Source organism: Bradyrhizobium sp. B039 (assembly GCF_038965675.1).
GTDB lineage: Bacteria > Pseudomonadota > Alphaproteobacteria > Rhizobiales > Xanthobacteraceae > Bradyrhizobium > Bradyrhizobium diazoefficiens.
On the sequence record NZ_CP152416.1, the window covers coordinates 2,820,280 to 2,836,664 of the forward strand.

The following is a 16,385-nucleotide window of genomic DNA, read 5'->3' on the forward strand; positions in this document are numbered from 1 at the left end:
CGATGGCCACGCCGAACACGCCGCTGTGGGAAGTCTTCATCCGCAGCCGCAACGGGCTCGCGCACAAGCATGTGGGATCGCTGCATGCCAACGATGCCACCATGGCCCTCCAGGCCGCCCGCGACATCTACACCCGCCGCGGCGAGGGCCTGTCGATCTGGGTCGTGCCGTCCACCGCGATCACCGCGAGCGATCCGGCCGAGAAGGGCATGATGTTCGAGCCGGCGGAGTCAAAGATCTACCGGCACCCGACGTTCTATGAGGTCCCCGAAGAAGTGGGGCACATGTAATGTCCGTCGCCAACACCCAGGTCTCCGAAACACCGCTGGTGCTCTACGCCCTGCGCCGCGCCGACGATGCGCTGATCCTCGGTCACCGGCTGTCGGAATGGTGCGGGCATGCGCCGATGCTGGAAGAGGACATGGCGCTCTCCAACATCGCGCTCGACCTCATCGGCCAGGCGCGCGAGCTCTACACCTATGCCGCCAAGGTCGAAGGCAAGGACAATGACGAGGACAAGCTCGCATACCTGCGTGACGTCAGGCAGTACCGCAACCTGCTGCTGGTCGAGCAGCCCAACGGCGACTTTGCCCAGACACTGGTGCGGCAGTTCTTCTATTCCGCCTTCGCCGACCTCTACTGGCGCGCGATGATGACCTCGCGCGACACGACGCTCGCCGCCATTGCCGCCAAGTCCGAGAAGGAGAGCGCCTACCATTTACGTCACGCCTCGGAATGGATCATCCGGCTCGGCGACGGCACGGACGAGAGCCATCGACGAGCGCAAGCCGCGATTGATCATCTCTGGGCCTTCACCGGTGAGATGTTTGCCGTCGACGACGGCGAGCGCGCCCTGATCCATGCGGGTGTCGCCATCGATCCCGGTATCTTGCGCGGTCGTTGGCTGAAGATGCTTTCCGATGTCGTCAGCGAGGCTACGCTCGAGCTGCCGCAGAACGACTGGATGCAGCAGGGCGGCCGCGCGGGCCGGCACAGCGAGCACCTCGGCCATCTCCTGTCGGAGCTGCAATCGATGCAGCGTACCTTCCCGGGGCAGACATGGTGACGGTGCTAGAGAGCGGTGCCGATCTACGTCAGCGCGCCTGGGATGCTGCGGCGAGCGTGGTCGACCCGGAAATCCCGGTGCTGACGATCGCCGATCTCGGCGTACTGCGCGACGTCGTTCTCGACGGCGACCATGTCGAGGTCGCGATCACCCCGACCTATTCGGGCTGCCCGGCCATGAACATGATCGCGCTCGAAATCGAGGTCGCGCTGGAGCGCGCCGGCTTCCATCGTCCGAAGGTCCGCACGGTGTTGTCGCCGGCCTGGACCACCGACTGGATGAGCGAGGAGGGGCGGCGGAAGCTGCGCGCCTACGGCATCGCGCCGCCACAGGCTTCGAACTCGCGCCGCGCGCTGTTCGGCGAGCAGTCTGTCGCGTGTCCGCAATGCGGTTCTGACAAGACCGAGCTGTTGTCCGAATTCGGCTCGACCTCCTGCAAGGCGCTCTGGCGCTGCAAGGCCTGCCGCGAACCCTTCGATTACTTCAAGTGTCATTGATCATGTCAGCAGCCGCACCGCGCTTCCATCGCCTGGCCGTCAACGATCTCCGCCGCGAGGCCTCGGACGCCATTTCGGTGACCTTCGCCATCCCCAGCGAACTCGCCAGCGATTACGCTTTCACGCCCGGGCAGTACCTGACGCTCCGCACGATGCTGGACGGTGAAGAGGTGCGCCGCTCCTACTCCATCTGCTCCGGCCCCGACGACGGCGAGATCCGCATCGCGGTGAAGAAGGTCGATGGTGGTGCGTTTTCGAGCTGGGCCGCCGATGAACTCAAATGCGGCGACGAACTCGACGTGATGACGCCGACGGGCCGCTTCGGCGCTGTCGCGCCGGCCGATACGGGGCGGATCCATGTCGGCTTTGCCGCCGGCTCCGGCATCACGCCGATCCTGTCGATCGTGAAGGGCGTGCTCGCCCGCGAACCGGATAGCCGCTTCTTCTTGTTCTACGGCAATCGCTCGACCGACAACATCATGTTCCTCGAGGCGCTCGAGGAGCTCAAGGATCGCTTCATCGACCGCCTCTCGATCTTCCACGTCATCTCCGGCGAGGAGCAGGACATCCCGATCCTGCATGGCCGGCTCGACGGCGACAAGGTGAGGGTGCTGCTGCGCTCGCTGGTGCCGGCGGGAAGCGTCGATCACGTCTTCATCTGCGGTCCGTCTGGCATGAGCGAGGACATCGAGGCGACCTGCCGCGATCTCGGTATCGCCGAGGAGCGCATCCACGTCGAGCGCTTCGTCTCGGAATTCGGCGGCAAGCCGCGGCCGAAGAAGGCTGTTGCACCCGACGCGCCACCGAAGGCGATCGCGTCGCTGATCATCGACGGCAAGCGCCGCGACGTGCCGGTCGCCGAGGACGAAGCGATCCTCGATGCCGCGCTGCGCGCCGGCGTCGATCTGCCCTTCGCCTGCAAGGGCGGCATGTGCTCCACTTGCCGCGCCAAGCTGGTCGAGGGCGAGGCGCCGATGGACATCAACTATTCGCTGGAGCCGTGGGAGCTGAAGGCCGGCTTCGTCCTGACCTGCCAGGCGAAGCCGTCGTCGGAGCGGGTCGTGGTCGACTATGACCATGTCTGATCGGCCGTATCAGTGCCCCACGATGCAAATGCGTCGCATTATTTGACAGCTCGAACCAACCAGCAGAACATCATGTGCAGGAAATTGACCGGGAGAAGCGCGTGAACGTCAAAGCCGCCCTGTCGCCTGAGGATATTGCCCGCGCCTGCGCCGATGCGATGTGGGCGGAGGACGATGCCTCCAAAGGTCTCGGCATGGAGATCGTCGAAATCGGCCCGGGCTTCGCGACGCTGGCCATGGCGGTGCGGCCGGACATGGTCAATGGCCAGCGCATCGCCCATGGCGGCTTCATCTTCACGCTCGCAGATTCCGCCTTTGCGTTTGCATGCAACTCGCACAATGAGCGCGTGGTCGCGGCACAGGGCCAGATCACCTTCATCACGCCCGGCAGGCTCGGCGATCGTCTCGTCGCGAAGGCAAGAGAGGTCACCCGCAGCGGCCGCTCCGGCATCTACGATGTGCGCGTCACCGCCGGCGACACCGTTATTGCAGAATTCCGCGGGCATTCGCGCGTCATTCCCGGCACGTGGCTGCCGGCACACGACCAATAAAGAAAAGAACAGACCAATGTGGGGAAACGAGGATGGCTCTGACCAGGCTCAAGGAAGGTGGCACCACCTATCGCGCCGAAATGGATGCGTATGAGCGCGCCTCACGTGACGAGATCATGGCGCTGCAGAAGCAGCGGCTGGGCTGGTCGCTGAAGCACGCCTACGACAACGTCGCGCATTATCGCAAGGCCTTCGACAAGGCCGGCGTGCATCCGTCCGACTTTCGCGAGCTCTCCGATCTCGCGAAGTTTCCGTTCACGGTGAAAACGGATTTGCGCGACAATTATCCTTTCAACATGTTCGCTGTGCCGCGCGAAAAGCTGGTGCGCGTGCATGCCTCCTCCGGCACGACAGGTAAGCCGATCGTCGTGGGCTACACCCAGCGCGATATCGACACTTGGTCGGAAGTCATGGCGCGTTCGATCCGCGCTGCCGGCGGCCGCACCGGCATGATCATCCACAACGCCTACGGATACGGCCTCTTCACCGGCGGGCTTGGCGTGCACTACGGTGCCGAAAAGCTCGGCTGCACGGTAGTGCCGATCTCCGGCGGCATGACCGAGCGGCAGGTGCAGCTCATCAACGATTTCCGCCCCGACATCATCACGGTGACGCCGAGCTACATGCTGGCGATTTTCGACGAGTTCAAGCGCCAGAAGCTGGATCCACGCCAGTGTTCGCTCAAGGTCGGCATCTTCGGCGCCGAGCCCTGGACCAATGCGATGCGCGGCGAGATCGAGGACGCCTTCGACATGGATGCGACCGACATCTATGGCCTCTCCGAGGTGATCGGTCCCGGCGTCGCGCAGGAATGCATCGAGACCAAGGACGGCCTGCACATCTGGGAGGACCATTTCTATCCCGAAGTGATCGACCCCGAGACGGGCGCGGTGCTGCCAGATGGCGAGAAGGGCGAGCTGGTGTTCACCTCGCTCACCAAGGAAGGTTTTCCGGTGATCCGCTATCGCACCCGCGACCTGACGCGGCTGTTGCCGGGCACGGCGCGGCCGGGCATGCGGCGGATGGAGAAGGTAACGGGCCGCTCGGACGACATGATCATCCTGCGCGGCGTCAATCTGTTCCCGACCCAGATCGAGGAGGTGCTGCTGGCCACCGACTGGTGCGGCGGCCACTTCATCCTCGAATTGACCCGCGAAGGCCGCATGGACGAACTGACCATCATTGCCGAGGCGCGGCCCGAGAGCTGGGACGGCCGCGGCCTCGTCGACCATGCCGACCGGATCTCGACCCACATCAAGAACACGATCGGCATCAGCTCCAACGTGCGGGTGGTTGCGCCCGCCACGCTCGAGCGCTCGCTCGGCAAGGCCAGGCGGCTCTACGACAAGCGCCCGAAGGATTGACTTGACCACCCGTAAGGGCGACAAGGCCCGCGAGAAATCGCGGGTCTTTCCATGTCGCCAGCCGATCCCAAAGCCGTCCAAGCGCGCTGTGTGCGCCTCAATGCCAAGGCCGAGAACGCGGCCGCGCTTGCGCCGGTTGTCGAGCGTCAGACGATCACGCGGGGGCCAAACGATCTCCTGATCGAGGTGAAGGCGGCTGCCGTCAATCCGTCCGACGTCAAGGCCGCGACCGGGCTGATGCCCTATGCCGTGTTTCCGCGCACGCCGGGCCGCGACTACGCCGGCGTGGTGATCGATGGACCGGCCGGCACGGTCGGCCGCGAGGTGTTCGGTTCCTCCGGCGATCTCGGTATCCGCCGCGACGGCACCCACGCAACCCATCTCGTCGTCGAGGCCGATGCTGTCGTGGAGAAACCCAGGACGGTGTCCTGGGAGGAGGCTGCCGGCATCGGCGTTCCCTTTGTCACCGCGATGGAGGGCTTTCGCCGCGCCGGCGTGCCGAAGGCCGGCGAGACCGTTCTGGTGTTGGGCGTCAATGGCAAGGTCGGCCAGGCCGCGGTGCAGATCGCGACCTGGCAGGGCGCGCGCGTCATCGGCGTGGTGCGCAAGGCCGAGACCTATGAAGGCCATAGCAACGCGTCCATCGAGGTGATCGATGCCTCCGCGACCGATGTCGCCACGCGGGTGCGCGACGTGACCGCCGGGAAGGGCGCCGACATCGTCTTCAACACGGTCGGCGATCCCTATTTCCAGGCCGCGCACAAGTCGCTCGCCTTGCGCGGCCGCCAGATCCTGATCGCCGCGATCGACCGCATCGTGCAGTTCAACATTCTCGAATTCTACAGAGGCCAGCACACTTACGTCGGAATCGACACGCTCGGCTTGTCCTCGACGGCGACTGGTGCGGTGCTGCGTGACCTCGGCCCCGGCTTTGCGGGCGGGCACCTCAAACCGTTTCCGATCAAGGCGAACGCCGTCTATCCGCTGGAGCGCGCCAAGGAAGCCTATGTCGCGGTCGCTGGCTCCTCGCGTGACCGCGTGATCCTGAAGCCGTGACGATGGAATCCACGCAACTCGTCATCCTCGCCGGCCTCGTCATCGGCCTGATCTACGGCGCCGTGGGTCTGCTGAGCGGCTTCTGCCTGATGAGCAGCATGCGCGGCCTTCTGGCGGAAGGAGACGGCCGGCTGGTGCGGTCCTATGCGCTGGCGATCGCTGTCGCGATCGCCGCAAGCCAGCTCCTGGCCGGCAGCGGCGCCGTCGATCTCGGCAAGTCGATCTACCTGCAACAATCCTTCTCGGCGCCGGTGCTGTTCCTCGGTGGCCTGCTGTTCGGCTACGGCATGGTGCTGTCGAACGGCTGCGGCTCGCGCGCTCTGGTGCTGCTCGGCCGCGGCAATCTCCGTTCCTTCGTGGTGGTGATCGTGCTCGCCATCGCCGCGCAGATGACGCTCAAGGGCCTGGTTGCACCGGCGCGCATTGCGCTGGTCCAGGCCTCGCAAGCCACGGTCAACACGAATTCGCTGCCGTCGCTGCTGGCGGCGTTCGGTCCCTCTGAGGCTCTCTCGCGCGCGATTGCCGCTGCCGTGATCGTCGTCGCGTTGACCCTGTTTGCGTTCGCCCAACCGACATTCCGCCGTTCGCCCGGCCAGATCGCGGCAGGAATCATCGTCGGCGTCCTCGTCGCCGGCGGCTGGTTCGTCACCGGCTATCTTGGCGCCGACGACTTCAATCCCGTCCCGGTGACCTCGCTCACCTTCGTCGCGCCGATCGCAGATGCCCTGCAATATGCCATGCTATCGACCGGCCTGACGCTCAATTTCGGCGTCGCGACGGTTGCCGGCGTCTTCGCCGGCAGTCTGGTGACGGCACTCGCTACTGGCCGCTTCAAGCTCGAAGGCTATTCATCGCCGCGCCATATGCTGCGCTCGGCGGGCGGCGCCGCGCTGATGGGGATCGGCGGTGTGATGGCGTTCGGCTGCTCGATCGGACAGGGGCTTACCGGCGTGTCGACGCTGGCGCTGGGCTCGTTCGTTGCGCTCGCCGGCATCCTGCTCGGCACGACAGCGGGCCTGCGCGGCGCGCTTCGCGTTCAACCTTTCGCGATGGCCTGACTGCGCAGCAGGCGATCCCCGAGCGTTGCCAGGCCGATGCCGGCGACGATCAGTCCGGCCGCGACAGCAAGGCTCAAGTCGATCGGCTCGCCCAGCAGGACCGCCGCACTGGCGATGCCGACGAGTGGCGTCGCCGTGGTGCCGAGCGACGTCGTCAGCGCCGAGATGCTCTTGTTGACCATCGACATCGCCCAATAGGCAAGCGCCGTCCCGATCAGGCCGGAATAGAGGAACAGCAGCACGAGCCTCCACGACCAATTTACGTGCGGTATGCCATCCACGATTGCCGCGGTGATCGACAGCACCACCGTTGCCACCAACACCTGCCAGATCAGGAGCTGAAGCGGGGAGGCGAGCCAGCGATGCGCGCGAATATAGATGATGTTCGCGGCCCAGCAGATCGCGGCCAGGATGACCATGCCGGCGCCGAGCATGACGTTGCCATTGGTCCAGTCGATCGACGTCGGGTTCAGGATCACGGCAAGGCCAATCAGTCCGAGCAGGGCGCCGGCGACCTTTGGCGCGGTCAGCGTGTCCTTCCCGATCAGGGGCGCGGCGATCGCGACCCAGAGCGGCGTGGTGTAGCCGAGCGCGACGGCCTTGCCCGCGGGCAGAAAGCGCACACCGGCCGCAACCAGGACCGAGAACACCGTCATGTGCAGAAGTGCCACGCTGAGAACCACCGGAATGTCGCGCCGCTCCGGGATCACGAGATTGTTGCTCAGTCCAAGGATCACGAACAAGGCAGCCAGGGCGATCCAGCTGCGGATCGCCGAAGTCCACAGAGGCGAAAGGAACTGGACGAGCTGCTTCGTCACCGACCAGTTCACACCCCAGGCCAGCAGGACGATCAGGAACAGGCCGACGGCCGCGCGGGGTGACAGGGAGTTCATCTCGGAGGTCCTTGAAGCAGTCTGGCCTCGCGGATAGCATCCGGGCTGGCACCTGGAAAAGTGCCAGATCGAGAAGGAATAAGGTGCCAGTTTCAGAAGAGATGATCGCCGGCTTGATCGAGTTGAAGCGGACCGGTGAGGAAGGGCTGATGGCTCAACTGACGAGCCAGCTCAGGGAGCTGATCGGAAGCGGCCGCATCGGCAAGGGCCGCGGGCTGCCGTCGAGCCGACAGCTTGCGAGCGATCTCGGGGTCTCGCGCAACACCGTGACCTATGCGTTCGAGCAGCTTGCCGCCGAAGGGTATTTGGCTGCGTCGCACGGGCGGCGCCCGGTCGTGACGGTCGACGGCGGTGAGCGTATCGAAGCAGCTGGCGCCGCGACATCAGGTGTCCGCTCGGGCACGCCGCGCCTCTCTCCCTGGGCCTCGAAGCTCAAGCAGGCGGACTGGCCGATGTCCTATCTGGCGCAGCTAAAACCGTTGCGCCCTGGGCAAGGTGATTTCAGGGAGTTTCCGAACGAGGTCTGGGCTCGCTGTCTGCGCCGCAGCGCCGTGCGTGCGGCCAGGCGCGATCTCGGCCCCGTCAACCGGCCGCGCTTGCGCGAGGCGCTGGCGCATTATCTGGCGACCAGCAGAGGCGTTCGCGCCACCGCGGACCAGATCATGATCCTGCCGAGCGCACAGGCCGCGCTCACTTTGATCGCGGCTGTCGTCATCACGCAAGGTGACGAGGTCTGGGTCGAGGATCCCGGCTATCCCGGCGCCGCGGCTGCCTTTCGTGCCTCCGGCGCGCGCGTGACCGGCATCAGGCTGGACGAGCAGGGCATGCAGCGGATGCCTGGTGTCGCGGCTCCAACGCTGATCTTCATGACGCCATCGCACCAGCATCCGACCGGGCGGCTGATGTCGCTGGCCCGCCGCACTGAGTTTCTTGGCTTGAGCAGGCCCGGCAAGACCTGGATCGTGGAGGACGATTACGACGGCGAATTCCACTATGACAGCCGGCCGGTGCCGGCCTTGCAGGGGCTCGATACCCATGGCCGCGTGTTCTATGTCGGCACGTTCTCGAAGGCGATGACGTCGGATATCCGGCTCGGCTATCTCGTGGTGCCGCCGGCGCTGGTCAGCGCCCTGGAGATCGCGCAGCGGCATATCGGGCTGATCGCCGCCAGCCATGTCCAGGAAGCGCTGGCCGAGTTCATTGCCGACGGGCATTTTCTCGCGCATCTGCGCCGGATGCGCCGGCTCTATCACGCGCGCCGCGATCATCTCGTCGAGGGACTGGAGCGCCATCTTGGCGAGGTGCTTACGGCCGAGGTGCCCTCGGGCGGCATCCAGCTGGTCGCGCGCCTCAAGCGCGGTCGCGCTGATCAGGCCGCGGTCAAGCGGCTGGTCGCAGCGGGGGTTGAAACGCGCGCCTTGTCCAGCCTTGCGCTCGGCCGGCCGCGCGATCACGGCCTGCTGCTCGGCTTTGCAGCATGGCGCGAGAACGAGATCAGCGCCGCCGTGCGGACGATGGCATCGTGCTTCTAGCGCGCCGCGTTAGTCCATGGCCTTGGTCACGATGCGGATCTCGGAGGTCAGAGTGCGGTGCACCGGGCACTTGTCGGCGATCTCCATCAGCTTCTTGCGCTGCTCGGCGTCGAGCGCACCGTCCATCGCGATGTCGCGCTCGATCTGGTCGAGCATGCCCTCGCGCGTCTCGCATTCCGCACAATCCCTGGCGTAGATCTTGGAATGTTTCAGCGTGACCGTGACGCGGTCGAGGGGCAGCGATTTACGGTCGGCATACAGGCGCATGGTCATGGAGGTGCAGGCACCTAAGCCTGCGAGCAGGAAATCGTAAGGTCCAGGTCCGGCATCCTCGCCGCCGGCGGCGACCGGCTCGTCCGCCACGAGGCGATGCGGGCCGATGGAAATGATCTGGTTGAACTTGCTCTTGCGGGTCTCCTGAACCACGACCTTGCGCGGCGCCTCCGTGAGATCCATCGCTTTGGCAGGCTTTGCGGCGTCGATATACCGGCTTGCCCAAGCCGCGATCACGTCGGCCGCATAGAGCGCGTCGGCCGGCCTGGTGAGGAGATGGTCGGCGTGGTCGAGCGAGACGAAGCTCTTGGGATGCTTGGCCGCGACGAAGAGCTTGGTCGCATTGTCGATGCCCACGGTATCGTCGAGCGGCGAGTGCATCACCAGCAGCGCCTTGTGCAGGCCGGTGACGTCCTTCATCAGCTCATGCTCGGCGATGTCTTCGAGGAATTCGCGCTTGATACGGAATGGACGCCCGGCAAGCGACACTTCGACCTCGCCCTGTGCGCGGATCGCGTCAACATGTTCCCTGAACAGGCCGGTGACGTGGGTGGGGTCAGATGGCGCTGCAATGGTCACCACCGCTTTCGCCTCGGGAACTTTGCTGGCCGCGGCCAGAATCGCAGCGCCGCCGAGGCTATGGCCGATCAGGATCGAGGGTGCCTTGCGCGTCGAACGCAGATGATCGGCCGCGCGCACGAGGTCGGCGACGTTCGAGGAGAACGTCGAATTGGCGAAATCACCCTCGCTGGAGCCGAGCCCGGTGAAGTCGAAACGCAGCACCGCGATGCCCTTGGCGGCGAGCGCGACCGAGATGCGCTTGGCCGCCAGCGTGTCCTTGCCGCAGGTGAAGCAGTGTGCGAACAACGCGAAAGCCGCGGGCTCGCCGTCCGGCAGCTCCAGCGCGGCCGCGAGCTGATGGCCGCCTTCGCCGGTGAATTGAAAGCGTTCCGTCGGCATGGCCTTCCCCCGTCTCTTGGTTGGACTTAATCGCCTGAATAGCGCTGCTCGGCCCAGGGATCGCCGCGGTTATGATAGCCGCGGACTTCCCAGAAACCCGGTGCGTCCTCGGTCTGGAATTCGATCGCCTGGAGCCATTTGGCGCTCTTCCAGAAATAGAGATGCGGCACGACCAGCCGCACCGGGCCGCCGTGCTCCTCCGTCAGCGGCTGGCCGGACCAGCTATGGGCGAGCAGGGCGTCCTCGGCGGCGAAGTCTTCCAGCGCGAGGTTGGTGGTGTAGCCGTCATAGGAATGCAGGACGACGAAGCGTGCATCCTCGCGCGGCTGGCAGGCCGCGAGCAGCTCGTGCGTGGCGAGGCCTTCCCAAAGGTTGTCGTAGCGCGACCAGGTCGTCACGCAGTGGATGTCGGAGGTGAACTGGACCTGCTTCTGCGCAGTGAACTCGGCGAAGGTCCAGAACACGGGATGTTCGATCGCGCCGTAGACGTCGAGCCGCCAGCGATCACGTGAGACCGGTGGCACGACTCCGAGGTCGAGCACCGGCCAGTCTTTCGTGAGGTGCTGGCCCGGCGGTAGCCTTTGATCTTCCGGACGCGTGATCTTGCCCGTGAGGAAGCGGCCCTCGCGCGCCCATTTCTCCTTGGTGCGCGTCAGCTTGCTGTCGGGCGGCTCGTTGTCGTCGGCCATCAGCTTACTCGTGGCGATGCATTGCGGAGGCGTGCTTGGTGTCGCGCATGGTGGAATAGATGATCAGCGACAGGCAGATGACGCCGCTGAGGTAGAAGTAGAACCATTCCTCGTGCCCGATGCTCTTGAAGTAGAGCGCGATCGCGGGTGCCGTGCCGCCGAAAATCGAGACCGTGATCGCATAGGGCAGGCCGACGCCGAGCGCGCGGACATTGGTCGGGAACAGCTCGGCCTTCACCACGGCGTTGATCGAGGTGTAGCCGGCGACGAACAGCCAGGCACAGCAGATCAGGATGAAGGCCATGAAGGGCGACTTCGTCTCCTTCAGTGTCATCAGCAGCGGCACGGTCGCCAGCGTACCGGCGACACCGAAGAAGATCAGCAGCGGCTTGCGGCCGATCTTGTCGGAGATCGCACCGTAGATCGGCTGCAGGATGGTCGCGAAGATCAGCGTGCCGAAGATCACGAAGGTGGTCTGGTCTTCGGTGAGCCCGACCGAGAGCTTGACGAAGGTCTGCATGTAGGTGGTGAAGGTGTAGAACGCGGCGGTACCGCCGGCGGTGAGACCCACCACCAGGAGCAGCTCGCGTGGGTAGCGCAGTAAATTGGTGATCGAACCGGTCGGCTTCACCACCTTTTTGGCTTCCTCGAAGGCCTCAGTCTCGTGCAGATTGCGCCGCATCACCGCGGCAAAAATCGCGAGCGCCGCGCCGATCGCAAACGGGATGCGCCAGCCCCAGGCCTTCAGCTCGTCGGGCGTCAGGAAGACCTTTTGCAGGAGCAGCAGCACGATGATTGCGGTGAGCTGACCGCCGATCAGGGTGACGTATTGGAAGCTGGAATAGAAGCCGCGGTGCTTGGGATCGGCGACCTCGCTGAGATAGGTGGCGCTGGCGCCATATTCGCCGCCGAGGCTGAGGCCCTCGATCACGCGGGCGAGCGCCAGGATCGCCGGCGCGGCGAACCCGATCGTGGCATAGGTCGGCGTCACCGCGATGATCAGCGAGCCGAAGCACATGAAGACGACGGACAGCGTCAGCGAGATACGGCGGCCGAAATGGTCGGCAAGGTAGCCGAAGAACCAGCCGCCGAGGGGACGCATCAGGAAGGTCGCCGCGAATACGACGGCGACGTTCAATTGCTGCACGACCGGGTCGTTGCCGGGGAAGAAGGCCGGGGCGAAATAGAGCGCGAACGCCGTATAGGCGTAGAAATCGTACCATTCGACGAGATTGCCGATCGAGCCGATGAAGATCGCCTTGATCCGCCGCTCGGCGTCGGCGACGTCAAAATGCTCGGAGGCCGGTTTGATTACTTGGTCTGTCACGTCCGGCCTCTCTCTATCCCTGTTTGGAGAGGCCTACATCGCCTTTCCGAGCAGAAATGGCAACTGCCGGGGGCCTCTCACCGTGCCCTGCGACCAGGTCACGGTGCCTGCCGGATCGAGGCGAAAATCCGGGATCCGCTTCAGCCATTCCTCCAGCGCAACCTGCATCTCCATCCGCGCAAGGTTGGAACCGACGCAGCGATGGATACCGAGACCGAACGCGGCGTGGCGGTTCTCCCGACGATCGATCACGACTTTGTCAGCGTCCGGAAACATTTTTGGATCGCGATTGGCGGCCGGGAAGGACAGCAGCACCATGTTGCCCGCCTTGACCGGGCAGCCCGAGATCGTGGTCTCCTTGACCACCTCGCGCGCCATGGTCACCGGCGAATAGGCCCGCAGCAGCTCCTCCACGGCGATCGGGATCAGACCAGGCTCGGCGATCAGCCGCTCGCGGTCGGCCGGCGTTCTGGCGAGATGCCAGAGCGAGGAGCCGATCGCGCTCCAGGTGGTGTCGATGCCGGCGATCAGGAGCAGGCGGAGTGAGCCCAGCACGTGGGACTCTTCCAGCGGCTGACCTTCCTTGTCCTTGGCGTTCATCAGATAGGAGATGAGATCGTCGGTCGGCCTCGATCTGCGCTCCTCGATATGCGTCCTGAAATAGGCGCTCATCTCCTGCACGGCCTGGAGCAGCATGGTCTCGTCCTTGATGCCGAGCTCCAGGATCATGTGGATCCAGTTCACGAAGAGGTCGCTGTCGCTCTCGGGAATGCCGAGCATATGGGCGATGGCCCGAACCGGGATGTATTTGCTGTAGTGCGCTGCGGCATCGACCTTGCCGTCGGAGATGAAGCCGTCGATCAGCTCGTTGCAGATGGCACGGACCCGCGGCTCGAGCTTCTTCATCGCGTCCGGGGTGAAGGGCGGCAGCAGCAACTGCTTGGCCGGCTTGTGCACGGGAGGATCGGAGGTGATCGGCGGGGCCGCGTTCCTGGCAATCTCCGGCCGCACGTCGCGGACGATGATGCGGCGCGAGGAGAAATGCTCGGTGTCGTTGGCGATCTCGCGCACCGCCTCGTAGGTCGTCGGCATGTAGCAGCCGAGGAATCGCTCGGTGTGCACGACCGGGCTTGCGGCGCGCAGCTCATCCCAGATCGGAAACGGATCGTCCGTCCATTGCGGATCGGTGTGGTCGAAATCGTTGACCCAGTCGGTGACAGGCGGATGGGCGACGGGCTCGCTGACGTCGGACATGTCGGGGGAATCCTCGGGCTGGTGGTCGCTGGAATCGCGCGCGCGGGCGCACAGGACGCCCGCGCTACTCCTCGATCACATCGATTGCGATTTCCGGGCAGTTGGATTTGGCAAGCCACGCCTTGTCTTCGAGTCCCGGCGGGACAGTTCCATCGCCGGCTTCATGCGCGTTGCCGTATTCGTCGAGCTCGAACAGCTCCGGCGCCAGCGCCTTGCAGCGCGCGTGGCCCTGGCATTTGTCGGGATCGACGTGAACCTTCAGTCGCTCTGCCATTGCGGCTTCCCTGGTCGCTTGCGTGCGCGCGAAAGGCGGCCCGCGTTCCTCATGTCAATTTTATCGGCGGCATTTGCCGCTCGGTCTAAGTTATATGCTATTACATTCGCGGCGAGCTTCCCCTGTCAAGCGCAAACTTATAGGCTTTGCCGTAACATGCGTTCACAACTCGCTCGCAAGCCCGAGAATACCTACCACCATGGCGATCTCCGTGACGCCCTGATCAAGGCCGCGTTGCGCGAGGCAGAGCAGGGCGGCGCCGAGGCGATCAGCATCAAGGCGCTGGCAAAGCAACTCGGCGTCTCGCAGCCGGCGCCCTATCGGCACTTCGCCGACCGCGAGGCGCTGCTGGCGGCAGTGACGGCGGAGGCGTTCCGGCAGCTCAGCGCGATCCTGCGCGAGGCGATGGCAAAGCCGTCCAGGCAATCGAAATTGTCGAGGCTGGCGCAGGCGACGCTCGATTTCGGCCTGCGCCGCAACGGCATCTACCGCCTGATGTTCGCTTCGCGCACCGTCTCATGCGCGGCCAAGGGCAGCGAGCTGCACGAGGCGACGCGCGAGACGCTTGGGCTCGTGATCGAAGCCCTGGAATCGCCGGCGGTCGGTTATTTGCGCGAACGGCAAGCGCTGAAGATCTGGGCGGCGGTGCATGGCGTGGTGATGCTGGCCGAGCAGGGCCTGTTCACCGGCGAACCCGCGCATGCGACGCGCGAGGAGTTGGTCGAGGATTTTGTGAGCGAAACCAAGGCCGCGCTCGCACTGGCAATCAAGAATGCACGGCGCCGGACGAAGGCGGGCGCCTAAGCGCTGGCTTTCAGCAGCCTCATCAGCTTCTCGATCGCGCTGTCCGGTGTCGTCACGACCGGGCGGCCGGTGGCCTCCGCCACCAGAGGCGCCGTCGCCGCGATGCTGAACTGCGCGAGCGCAATGACGTCGCAATCGCGTAAGTCGCGCGAAGCTTCCACGATCAGCCGATCGTGCGTGGTGCGGTCGCCCCGATCGAGCGCCGCCAGTGCGCCCTCGGCGAGTTTCGGCACGATCTGGACCGAAGCGGGGAATTCCGGCGGCATCGAGACCAGCGTCGGCGGGAAGGTCGAGAGCAGGCCGATCCGCTTGCCCATCGTCACCGCGCGCTCGATCATCGCTTCGTTCGGCTTCAGCACTGGCATCGGCGCATGGGCGCGCGCCACCGCCTCGATACAGGGGCCGAAGGCCGAACAGGTGAAGAGGATCGCGTTTGCCCCCGTTGCCCCCGCGTAGTCGCCGAGCGCGAGGAAACGCTCGGTCATGGCGTCGGTGAGCTGGCCGTCGCGCGCGAGATCCGCAGACAGGCTGTCGTCGAGCAGGTTCATCAGTCGCGCCTCGGGCCACGCTGTCGCGAATGCCGCCTCGATCGGGGCAATGGAATGCTTCAGGGCGTGGATCAGGGCGATGCGCATGGGATTTCTCTTCTCCCTCTCCCCCTAAACGGGGGAGAGAGAGAATTCCTTACTTGAACGGCACGGCGTACATCAGGCCGCCCTTGCTCCAGAGGCCGTTGAGGCCGCGATCGAGCTTGAGCGGGCTCGCCTTGCCGACATTGCGCTCATAGATCTCGCCGTAATTGCCGGTGGCCTTGATCGCCGTGACCAGCCATTTGTTGTCGAGCCCGAGCCGCGAGCCGAGATCGCCGGAGGCCCCCAGCAGCCGCTGGATCGCCGGCGTCTGCGATTTCGCCATCTCATCGACATTGGCCTGGGTGACGCCGAGCTCTTCGGCCTCGATCAGCCCGTAATGCAGCCAGGTGATGATGTCGCTCCAGACCTCGTCACCGTTGCGGGTGAAGGGCCCGAGCGGCTCCTTGCTGATGGTCTGCGGCAGCACGACGTAGTCGGCCGGGTTGGGCGCTGCGGTCGTCACCGCGCCGGCAAGCGCGGACGCATCCTGGGTCATGGCATCGCAGCGGCCGCCGAAGAAGGTCTGGTACATGGTGTCGACGCGGTCGAACACCAGCGGCTTCCAGTCGATGCCGTTGGCGCGGCCGTAATCGCCGAGCGTAACCTCGTGCGTGGTACCCTGCGCGACGCAGACCGTGGCGCCCTTGAGGTCCTTGATGTCCTTTACGCCAAGGTCCTTCTTCACGACAAAGCCCTGGCCGTCGTAGAAGTTGATCGGGCCCTGGCGCAGGCCCAGTGTCACGCCGCGCAAATAGGTCTGCGTCGAGTTGCGGTAGAGCACGTCGATCTCGCCCGATTGCAGCGCGGTGAAGCGATTCTGCGCTGTCAGGGAGACGTAACGCACCTTGCTGGCATCGCCCAGCACGCCGGCCGCAAGCGCGCGGCAATAGTCGACGTCGAGGCCCTTGTAATTGCCTTGCGAGTCCGGCGCCGAGAAGCCGGCAAAACCTGCGCTGACGCCGCACACCAGCGTGCCGCGGCTCTTTACCGTGTCGAGCGTCGCCGCCTGCGCGGCCACCGCCGATGCTGCGAGCACGCCGGCTGCGATAACTACTTTCCTCATCATGCTA

The 16,385-nt window shown here is 65.1% G+C and carries 18 protein-coding genes; 10 read left to right on the forward strand and 8 right to left on the reverse strand.

Translation table 11 applies throughout. From position 1 onward, the window contains the following. Window positions 1-2: 2 nt before the first annotated feature. The 8 genes from paaB (at window position 3) to AAFG50_RS13315 (ending at window position 6,677) form a co-directional block, all read left to right on the forward strand. Window positions 3-290, forward strand: a complete 288-nt coding sequence (gene paaB, locus AAFG50_RS13280; protein ID WP_014496929.1) for a 1,2-phenylacetyl-CoA epoxidase subunit PaaB — start codon at window positions 3-5, stop codon at window positions 288-290. Then, on the forward strand, window positions 290-1,066 hold the full coding sequence (gene paaC / locus AAFG50_RS13285) for a 1,2-phenylacetyl-CoA epoxidase subunit PaaC (protein WP_028172417.1): 777 nt from the start codon (window positions 290-292) through the stop codon (window positions 1,064-1,066). Before paaB ends, paaC begins: the two co-directional genes overlap by 1 nt. Further along, entirely contained in the window at window positions 1,060-1,563 is a 504-nt protein-coding gene (paaD, locus tag AAFG50_RS13290) for a 1,2-phenylacetyl-CoA epoxidase subunit PaaD (protein ID WP_028172416.1), read from the forward strand. The genes paaC and paaD overlap by 7 nt, the downstream gene beginning before the upstream one ends. Window positions 1,564-1,565: 2 nt before the next feature. Further along, window positions 1,566-2,648 carry a 1,2-phenylacetyl-CoA epoxidase subunit PaaE gene (gene paaE, locus AAFG50_RS13295; protein WP_028172415.1) on the forward strand — a complete coding sequence of 361 codons (1,083 nt, stop codon included), beginning with the start codon at window positions 1,566-1,568 and terminating at the stop codon, window positions 2,646-2,648. A 101-nt stretch (window positions 2,649-2,749) separates the two neighbouring features. Continuing rightward, window positions 2,750-3,199, forward strand: a complete 450-nt coding sequence (paaI, locus tag AAFG50_RS13300) for a hydroxyphenylacetyl-CoA thioesterase PaaI (RefSeq protein ID WP_028172414.1) — start codon at window positions 2,750-2,752, stop codon at window positions 3,197-3,199. 32 nt (window positions 3,200-3,231) lie between these two features. After that, window positions 3,232-4,563, forward strand: a complete 1,332-nt coding sequence (gene paaK, locus AAFG50_RS13305) for a phenylacetate--CoA ligase PaaK (RefSeq protein WP_028172413.1) — start codon at window positions 3,232-3,234, stop codon at window positions 4,561-4,563. Window positions 4,564-4,614: 51 nt separating this feature from the next. Then, window positions 4,615-5,619, forward strand: a complete 1,005-nt coding sequence (locus AAFG50_RS13310) for a zinc-binding alcohol dehydrogenase family protein (protein ID WP_028172412.1) — start codon at window positions 4,615-4,617, stop codon at window positions 5,617-5,619. 2 nt (window positions 5,620-5,621) lie between these two features. Beyond that, on the forward strand, window positions 5,622-6,677 hold the full coding sequence (locus tag AAFG50_RS13315) for a YeeE/YedE family protein (RefSeq protein ID WP_028172411.1): 1,056 nt from the start codon (window positions 5,622-5,624) through the stop codon (window positions 6,675-6,677). On the opposite strand, the gene AAFG50_RS13320 is transcribed toward AAFG50_RS13315, so the two are convergent. Beyond that, window positions 6,656-7,570, reverse strand: coding sequence for a DMT family transporter (locus tag AAFG50_RS13320; RefSeq protein ID WP_028172410.1), 915 nt, complete (start codon window positions 7,568-7,570; stop codon window positions 6,656-6,658). The genes AAFG50_RS13315 and AAFG50_RS13320 overlap by 22 nt on opposite strands. Window positions 7,571-7,671: 101 nt before the next feature. Between AAFG50_RS13320 and AAFG50_RS13325 the strand changes: the two genes are divergently transcribed. Continuing rightward, entirely contained in the window at window positions 7,672-9,102 is a 1,431-nt protein-coding gene (locus AAFG50_RS13325; protein ID WP_028172409.1) for a PLP-dependent aminotransferase family protein, read from the forward strand. 9 nt (window positions 9,103-9,111) lie between these two features. Here the strand turns inward: AAFG50_RS13325 and AAFG50_RS13330 are convergent, their stop codons facing one another. From AAFG50_RS13330 to AAFG50_RS13350, 5 genes are all read right to left on the reverse strand, one after another. After that, window positions 9,112-10,335 carry a bifunctional alpha/beta hydrolase/OsmC family protein gene (locus AAFG50_RS13330; protein WP_028172408.1) on the reverse strand — a complete coding sequence of 408 codons (1,224 nt, stop codon included), beginning with the start codon at window positions 10,333-10,335 and terminating at the stop codon, window positions 9,112-9,114. A gap of 26 nt (window positions 10,336-10,361) precedes the next feature. Further along, on the reverse strand, window positions 10,362-11,024 hold the full coding sequence (locus AAFG50_RS13335) for a sulfite oxidase-like oxidoreductase (protein WP_011085687.1): 663 nt from the start codon (window positions 11,022-11,024) through the stop codon (window positions 10,362-10,364). Between the two features lie 4 nt (window positions 11,025-11,028). After that, complete coding sequence (locus AAFG50_RS13340; protein ID WP_011085688.1) at window positions 11,029-12,351, reverse strand: MFS transporter; 1,323 nt, start codon at window positions 12,349-12,351, stop codon at window positions 11,029-11,031. 33 nt (window positions 12,352-12,384) lie between these two features. After that, window positions 12,385-13,605: a cytochrome P450 gene (locus AAFG50_RS13345; RefSeq protein ID WP_028172407.1), complete on the reverse strand. Its 1,221-nt coding sequence runs from the start codon at window positions 13,603-13,605 to the stop codon at window positions 12,385-12,387. A gap of 64 nt (window positions 13,606-13,669) precedes the next feature. Then, window positions 13,670-13,879, reverse strand: a complete 210-nt coding sequence (locus AAFG50_RS13350) for a ferredoxin (protein ID WP_018648108.1) — start codon at window positions 13,877-13,879, stop codon at window positions 13,670-13,672. Window positions 13,880-14,035: 156 nt separating this feature from the next. Here AAFG50_RS13350 and AAFG50_RS13355 point away from each other — a divergent pair, with 156 nt between their 5' ends. Then, the gene (locus AAFG50_RS13355) at window positions 14,036-14,683 is read left to right on the forward strand and encodes a TetR/AcrR family transcriptional regulator (RefSeq protein WP_028172406.1); all 648 of its coding nucleotides are present in this window, start codon (window positions 14,036-14,038) and stop codon (window positions 14,681-14,683) included. On the opposite strand, the gene AAFG50_RS13360 is transcribed toward AAFG50_RS13355, so the two are convergent. Next, a complete protein-coding gene (locus AAFG50_RS13360; RefSeq protein ID WP_028172405.1) occupies window positions 14,680-15,318 on the reverse strand; it encodes an aspartate/glutamate racemase family protein in 639 nt (212 codons plus the stop codon). The two genes, AAFG50_RS13355 and AAFG50_RS13360, sit on opposite strands and share 4 nt — an antisense overlap. Window positions 15,319-15,367: 49 nt before the next feature. Further along, window positions 15,368-16,381 carry an amino acid ABC transporter substrate-binding protein gene (locus AAFG50_RS13365; RefSeq protein WP_011085693.1) on the reverse strand — a complete coding sequence of 338 codons (1,014 nt, stop codon included), beginning with the start codon at window positions 16,379-16,381 and terminating at the stop codon, window positions 15,368-15,370. Window positions 16,382-16,385 lie beyond the last annotated feature (4 nt).